1 protein-coding gene is annotated in these 220 nt (G+C 64.5%); it reads left to right on the top strand.

Features of this window, described 5'->3' with window-relative positions:
• On the top strand, positions 1-220 hold a 220-nt coding region (locus AC5FXY_RS22335), incomplete at both ends, for a GDP-mannose 4,6-dehydratase (RefSeq protein WP_493558943.1).

Here is a 220-nt window from a genome sequence, read left to right as displayed (position 1 = left end):
AAGGCGCGGTGGTGGTGGAGGTGGACCCGGCCTACTTCCGCCCCACGGAGGTGGAGCTGCTCATCGGCGACCCGACCAAGGCCAAGCAGCAGCTGGGCTGGGAGCCGCAGTACGATTTGCCCGCCCTGGTGCAGGACATGATGCAGGCCGACCTGACCCTGTTCAAGCGCGACACCTACCTCAAGGAGGCCGGACACAAGGTCTACAACTACCACGAGTA

Source organism: Hymenobacter sp. FMD4, from assembly GCF_058932745.1.
Note: the sequence above shows the minus strand (reverse complement) of the source record. Positions and strands in the feature narration are given on the sequence as shown.